The 6,719-nt window shown below is 67.4% G+C and carries 5 protein-coding genes and 1 tRNA gene; 5 read left to right on the forward strand and 1 reads right to left on the reverse strand.

The window, feature by feature from the left end; genetic code table 11:
• The first annotated feature begins 49 nt into the window (after positions 1 to 49).
• Positions 50 to 1,828: a hypothetical protein gene (locus B1A78_RS07915; protein WP_077146431.1), complete on the forward strand. Its 1,779-nt coding sequence runs from the start codon at positions 50 to 52 to the stop codon at positions 1,826 to 1,828.
• A gap of 906 nt (positions 1,829 to 2,734) precedes the next feature.
• Here the strand turns inward: B1A78_RS07915 and B1A78_RS07920 are convergent.
• A tRNA-Ser gene (locus tag B1A78_RS07920) sits at positions 2,735 to 2,824 on the reverse strand.
• A 168-nt stretch (positions 2,825 to 2,992) separates the two neighbouring features.
• Here B1A78_RS07920 and B1A78_RS07925 point away from each other — a divergent pair.
• The 4 genes from B1A78_RS07925 to tmk form a co-directional block, all read left to right on the forward strand.
• A complete protein-coding gene (locus B1A78_RS07925) occupies positions 2,993 to 4,054 on the forward strand; it encodes a lytic transglycosylase domain-containing protein (RefSeq protein ID WP_372236869.1) in 1,062 nt (353 codons plus the stop codon).
• Positions 4,055 to 4,064: 10 nt separating this feature from the next.
• Complete coding sequence (locus tag B1A78_RS07930; protein WP_256837522.1) at positions 4,065 to 5,036, forward strand: septal ring lytic transglycosylase RlpA family protein; 972 nt, start codon at positions 4,065 to 4,067, stop codon at positions 5,034 to 5,036.
• 27 nt (positions 5,037 to 5,063) lie between these two features.
• Complete coding sequence (locus tag B1A78_RS07935) at positions 5,064 to 6,305, forward strand: D-alanyl-D-alanine carboxypeptidase family protein (protein ID WP_077146434.1); 1,242 nt, start codon at positions 5,064 to 5,066, stop codon at positions 6,303 to 6,305.
• Positions 6,302 to 6,719 (forward strand): dTMP kinase (tmk, locus tag B1A78_RS07940; RefSeq protein ID WP_077146435.1); only part of this gene is annotated, 418 nt, incomplete at its 3' end. The genes B1A78_RS07935 and tmk, both read left to right, overlap by 4 nt.

Below are 6,719 nucleotides of genomic sequence, written 5' to 3' on the forward strand. Positions count from 1 at the left end.
CGGCACAGGTATAGCCTCGCGCCCATCCGGAGCACGGGGGGCCACGCCGATGTTCAAGCTTCTTACGTTCGCCACCACCGCCGCGATGGCGGTCACCATCTCCAGCGCCGCCGAGCGGCCGGTCTTTTCCGAAGCGACGCTCGCCGCGCTCGACCCGACCCGCGCCGGGCGGCTCGCCTGCCGCCCCGACAGCGACAGCGCGACGCGCGAGCGCCGCCTCGCGATGGCGCGCCGCTATATCGCCGACACCCCCGCCGGCGGCGGCACCACCGCCATGCCGCTGCTCGCCGACATCCCGCAGACGCAGGTGCCCGCGGGCAAGCTCGCGGGCGACGCGCGCCGCTATTTCGACCAGGGCCTGCTCCTCGCTTATGGTTTCAACCACGCCGGCGCGATCCGTTCGTTCCGCGAGGCGCGGCGGCTTGATCCGGCGTGCGTGATGTGCTGGTGGGGCGAGGCGCTCGCCAACGGTCCCAATATCAACGCCGGCATGGACGATGCCGGCAACCGCGCCGCGCTCGCCGCACTCGAACAGGCAAAGGCTGCGCTGCCGACCGTCGCGCCCGAGGAACGCGCGCTGATCGAGGCGCAATTGCTGCGCTATTCGACGGCGGAGGGCAGCGACCGCGCCGCGCTCGACCTTGCCTATGCCGACGCGATGCTCGCCGCCGCGACGCGCTTTCCCGCGAACGACGATATCGCGATCCTCGCCGCCGAGGCGGTGATGAACACCAGCCCCTGGAACTACTGGACCCCCGAAAAGACCCCGCTCAACGATCGCCTGTCGCGCGCCATCGCCCTCGTCGAGGCGGTCATCGCACGCAACCCCGCGCATCCGCAGGCGTCGCACCTCTATATCCACCTGATGGAGGCCGCGCAGCCGGCGAAGGCCGAGGCGGCGGCCGACCGGTTGGTGGAGCAGGCGCCCGCGATTCTCGGCCACCTCGTCCATATGCCGTCGCACATCTATTATCGCACCGGGCGCTACGCCGATTCGATGCAGGCGAACCTGCTCGCCGCGCGCGCCGATGAGCAATATCTGGCGCTCGTCGGCGACGACGCGCTCTATCGCTACGGCTATTATCCGCACAATGTCCATTTCCTGCTCACCTCGGCGCAGATGGTCGGCGACATGGACAGCGTGATGGCCGAAACGAAGCGGCTGCGGCGCATCCTCGACACCGAAACCGCCCGCGGCCTGCCGTGGGTGCAGGCGATCCACGCCGCACCGTCCTTCGCGCTCGCCCAATATGCCGCCCCGGGGGAGATATTGGCGGGCACGCAGCAGCCGTCCGACCTCGCCTATGTCGAGGCGATGCGCCACTATGCCCGCGCGATAGCCTATGCCGAATTGCGCAACGACAAGGACTTCGCCGTCGAAATTACCGCGATGCGCGAGCTGGAAAAGTCGCCTGCGGTTACATCAATGGTCGCCCTCGGCTTCCCCGCGCCCGACGTCATCCGCCTCGCGACACTCGTCGCCGAGGGGCGTCAGGCGCATTGGCGCGGTGAGCCGATGAAGGCGGTCGCGCTGTTCGAGGAAGCCGAAAGGATCGAGGCGACCATCCCCTATAACGAACCGCCGATCTGGTATTTCCCCGTCGCCCAGTCGCGCGGCGCCGCGCTCTATTCGGCGCGCCGCTATGAAGACGCCCGCGCCGCCTTCCGCAAGGCGCTGTTCGAAGCACCCAACGACGGCTGGGCGCTCTACGGGCTGAAGATGACCGAGACGAAGCTCGGCAACAAGGCCGAGGCCGCGGCGGCCGATGCGGCGCTCAAGCGCACGTGGACGGGGGAGGCGGGGTGGCTGAAGATGCGGCGGTTGTAACTAACGAACGGCGCTTTCCGTCACCGAAATGCTGACGCCTGACTTGGGCTCCGAATGACTGTCAGGTGTGATCAAATCAGGAAATCCTGATCGAGACACGATGTATTTCAGCACCGCCTCCCGCGTCTCGCACCTTGCTGGGCTACCGGGCCATGCGTATCGCGCCCAATTGCTGCACAACTACAAAGGGGGGCTCAACGGGGGAGTAGCAAGGCGGCCTAACGCAGCCGTTAGCTGATAATGTGATAGCTGCGATAGTTGATCACGATCAATTGCCCCGCTGCGCGCTTCGCTCCCTCAGTCAACATTGGTAAATCTTTGATCGTGAGAAGATAGCAAAGGGCCTCCATCGCGTAGACCGATTTGGCGAACGCCTGATATTCTCTAGCCGAACCACCAGAAGATCGTCGAACTCGCCACTAAGATGTTCATCGAACGCGTGCAGTTCCGCTACCATATCGTCATCATCGAGATACAAGATACCGGAATACCTTTTCCCGCTCGTTTCCTCTCTGCAAAAATAGCGCCTTCCAATTTCGAGTTCGTTTCTAGCCATATCGATCGAATACCACATCAGCGGCTACGGTGACCATTGTTCGCCAAGCAGAAGATGGGGACAGGCCCTAAGCGGTCATCGGCAGCTCTTGCTTCGGACTTCCGGCGTTATCTCGTGTTGCAACGCACGCTTGAGGCACACATGAGACCGGCGCTCTTCGTATCATCAATCTTTGAGCATCAGCTTCCGCATGCTGCTCGAAGATTCGCAAGGATTGACCCCCAAATACTTGCAATATCACCTCCCAATTGTAGCTCATTGACAATCGACGGCAGGCAACAACAATCGGATAAACCAAAGGTTTTTCGAGATTTATCGCAATAAGAATTCGGCAGCAGGATATACGAATCTGGCGGACAGGGTGGGATTCGAACCCACGGTGAGCTTGCACCCACGGCGGTTTTCAAGACCGCTGCCTTAAACCACTCGGCCACCTGTCCTCGCCCCGCGCCATAACGCGGCGTCCGCGCGCGGCAAGCGAAACCTTGTTGCGGCGGGGCAGGGGGCGCGTGCGACTCCATCCGCCGCGCTTATGACTCGGCTCGTCTCCCGCCCCCCTGTTCAGCACGCGTGCATCCGTGCCAGATCATGCCTATGGGGTGGATATGATGCGCACGAAAACTTCTGGAATCGCCCGCTTTCTCGGTTTTGCCGCGGTGATCGCCTCGGCCTGGTCGATGGCGGCCTCGACCCCGCTCCATGCCCAGAGCGACAATCCCGGCTTCGACACCTATGTCCAGTCGCTGTGGCCCAAGGCGCAGGCGCGCGGCGTGTCGCGCGCGACCTTCGACCGCGTCACCGCCGGGCTGCGCTACAATCCGCGCGTCGTCGCGCTCGACCGCGACAATCTCGGCGCGCCGCCCAGCAACGATACCCCGATCCCGAACTTCGCCCCGTACAAGGCGAAGCATGTCGACGCCGCGCGCATCGGCGGCGGGCGCCGCGTCCACGACCGGTTGCTGCCCTTGCTGTCGCGGATCGAGGCGCGCACCGGGGTGCCGACCAGCATCATGATCGCCATCTACGGCCATGAAACCGCCTATGGCCAGGTCACCGGCAATTTCGACCTGCCCGAGGCGCTCGCGACGCTCGCCTATGAAGGGCGCCGCCGCAGCCTGTTCGAGCCAGAACTGCTTGCGACGATGGAAATGGTCGAACGCGGCGTGCCGCGCAGCGTGCTCAAGGGCAGCTGGGCGGGCGCCTTCGGCTATCCGCAATTCCTGCCCTCGGTCTATCTGAAGGTCGCCGAGGATGGCGATGGCGACGGCAAGGCCGAGATCTGGTCGAGCGAGGCCGACGCGATCGAATCGATCGGCGCCTATCTGCGCAATGCCGGCTGGCGTGCCGGCCAGCCCTGGGGTGTCGCGGTCAGCGTGCCCGCGGGCTTCGACCGGGGTCGCGTCGCCAGCAAGCTGGCGCCGACGCGCTGCCCGCGCGTCTTTGCGCGCCACAGCCGCTGGCGCTCGGTCGCCGAATGGCGCGCCGACGGCTTCCAGATCGCGGGCGGGCGCTGGCCTGACGGCCGCGTCCAGGCGACCCTGCTCGAACCCGACGGCCCGGGGCGCACCGCCTATTTGCTCACCGGTAACTATCGTGCGATACTGGATTACAATTGTTCCAATTTTTACGCACTGTCTGTGGGGTTGCTGGCGGATGAAATCGATCGCTAACGGGGGGGTAATGCTCGCGGCCATGGTGCTGCTGGCAGGATGTGGAAGTGTCGATGGCAAGCGCGACAGCGGCCCGGTAGCGGGGCCCAGCCCCGCGCCGACCGGCGGCAGTGCGGTGACCGACGGCCCGCCGAAACTCGGCGCCCCCTTCACCGTCGCGGGCACCACTTACACCCCCGCCGATATCCCCGATTATGACGATGTCGGCTATGCGAGCTGGTATGGCGAGGAACTCGCCGGGTCGCCCACCGCGATCGGCGAGCCCTTCAATCCCGACGGGATCAGCGCCGCGCACAAGACGCTGCCGCTGCCCAGCTATGTCGAGGTTACCGCGCTCGACACCGGGCGGACCATCGTCGTGCGCGTCAGCGACCGCGGGCCGATGACCAACGACCGGCTGATCGACCTGTCGAAGGGCGCGGCGCAGCAGCTCGGCCTCAATGGCGGCGTCGCCGCGGTCCGCGTCCGCCGCACCAGCCCGCCGATGGCCGAACGCGCGCAATTGCGCAGCGGCGGCGCGGTGGCGACGCGGCTCGACACCCCCGACAGCCTGCTCGTCCTCCTGCGCAAGAAGCTCGAGGGCAAGCCGGTGCCCGCAGGCGTCGCGGCCGCGACCGCGAGCAAGCCCACCCCCTCGGCCCCCGCGCCGGGCGGCGACCGCTTCATCGTCGAAGGCCCGGGTGCCAAGGCGCCCGCAGCCAAGCCTGCCGCGACCAAGCCCGCTGCTCCCAAACCCGCGGCCGCGAAACCCGCACCCCCTCCGCCCGCCGCGTCGGGCAGCTATGCGGTACAGGTCGCCGCGTTCAGCAGCGAATCCCGCGCCAATGCCGCCGCGAAATCGGTCGGCGGCACCGTGACTAGGGCGGGCAATCTGTGGCGCGTGCGCATGGGTCCTTTTGCCAGCGAGGCTGAGGCGGCGAGCGCCGCGAGCAAGGCCAAGGCCAAGGGGTTCCGCGACGCACAGGTCCAGCGCGACCGCTGACCGCCCATGACGGGTCGCAAACTCCGCATGACCAGTGCCGGGGGTGCCGCGATCGCGGCGCTCGCGCTGCTGCTCGTCCCCGGCACCGCGCCCGCTGCCAACCCGCCCGCCAAAAAGGCGCCTGCGGCCAAGGCGCCTCCCCAAAAGACGACAACGCCGGTCAGCCGCCCGCTCTATGTGACCGAGGCGCCGATCGTGATGCTCAAGGATCTCGATTCGGGCGCGATCCTCTTTTCGCGCGGCGCCGACAAGCGCTTCGCGCCTGCCTCGATGGCGAAGGTGATGACCGCCTATGTCGTCCTCGACCTGATCAAAAGCGGCAAACTCGCGCGCGACACGATCTTCACCGTCGACGACGCGACCTGGAAAAAATGGGCCGCGCGCCGCGGCGGCTCGACGATGTTCCTCCGCGCGCGCGAAAAGGTCAGCGTCGATGAGTTGCTCAAGGGGCTGATCACCGTCTCGGGCAACGACGCCGCGACGACGCTCGCGGTCGGCATCGACGGCAGCGAAGAAGCTTTCGTCAAAAGAATGAATGAGGTAGCGCAAAAGATTGGCATGAAGTCGAGCCGTTTCGGCACCGCCAGCGGCTGGCCCGACGGCGGCGTCACGCAGGTGTCGGCCGCCGACCTCATCACGCTCGCCGACCGGCTGATCCGCGATCATCCGGCCGGCTACACGCGCTATTTCTCGATCCCGAAGCTCCAGCACGGCACCGCGCCCGACGGCAAGCCGATCGTCCAGCCGAACCGCAACCCGATCCTCGGCCGCTTCGCCGGCGCCGATGGGCTCAAGACCGGCCACACGGCCGAGGCGGGCTATTGCTTCCTCGGCTCGGCGAAGCGCGATGGCCGCCGCCTGATCATGGTCGTCGCGGGCATGGACAGCGAAAAGGCGCGCCGCGACGAGGCCGAACGGCTGATGAGCTGGGGCTTCGACGCGTGGGAAGGCCGCGAACTCGTCCCCGCCGGCGCGAAGGTCGGCAAGCTCGAGGTAGGGAAGGGGGCCAAGCCCACATTGGAGGCCAAAGCTGCCATTCCTGTCCGCATGACCGTCCCGCGCGGGTATGAAGGCGGCTACCGCGCCACAATGCGCGGCGTCAGCCCCGTCGCCGCCCCCGTCGCACGCGGCACCCGCGTCGCCGAACTCGTCGTCACCCCCGACGGCCTGCCGCCGCAGACCACGCCCTTGCTCGCCGCGAGCGACGTCGCCCCCGGCGGCTGGACCGACCGCGCGCGCAGCGGCTTCTACCGGCTCACCGGGCTGTGAGCGGCCGTTTCATCACGCTCGAGGGCGGCGAGGGGGTCGGCAAGTCGACCCAGCTCCGCGCGCTCGCCGCCGCGCTCGCCGCACGGGGCCTCGACATCGTCACCACGCGCGAACCCGGCGGCAGCCCCGGCGCCGAGGCGATCCGCACCCTGCTGATGGAGGGCAGCGACGACCGCTGGAACGCGCGCAGCGAGGCTTTGCTCTTCGCCGCCGCGCGCGCCGACCATGTCGCGCGGCTGATCCGCCCCGCGCTCGAGCGCGGCGCCTGGGTGCTCTGCGACCGCTTCGTCGACTCGAGCCGCGCTTATCAGGGCGCCGGCGGCGGCCTCACCGACGCCGACATCTTGACGCTCCACCGCATCGGCTCCGAAGGCCTGCTCCCCGACCGCAGCTTCCTGCTCGCGCTCGGCGCCG

Source organism: Sphingopyxis sp. KK2 (genome assembly GCF_001990265.1).
Lineage (GTDB): Bacteria > Pseudomonadota > Alphaproteobacteria > Sphingomonadales > Sphingomonadaceae > Sphingopyxis.

Coding starts and splice junctions, on each gene's coding strand:
- B1A78_RS07915 (WP_077146431.1), top strand. CDS start 50: ATGTTCAAGCTTCTTACGTTCGCCACCACCGCCGCGATGGCGGTCACC.
- B1A78_RS07925 (WP_372236869.1), top strand. CDS start 2,993: ATGCGCACGAAAACTTCTGGAATCGCCCGCTTTCTCGGTTTTGCCGCG.
- B1A78_RS07930 (WP_256837522.1), top strand. CDS start 4,065: ATGCTCGCGGCCATGGTGCTGCTGGCAGGATGTGGAAGTGTCGATGGC.
- B1A78_RS07935 (WP_077146434.1), top strand. CDS start 5,064: ATGACCAGTGCCGGGGGTGCCGCGATCGCGGCGCTCGCGCTGCTGCTC.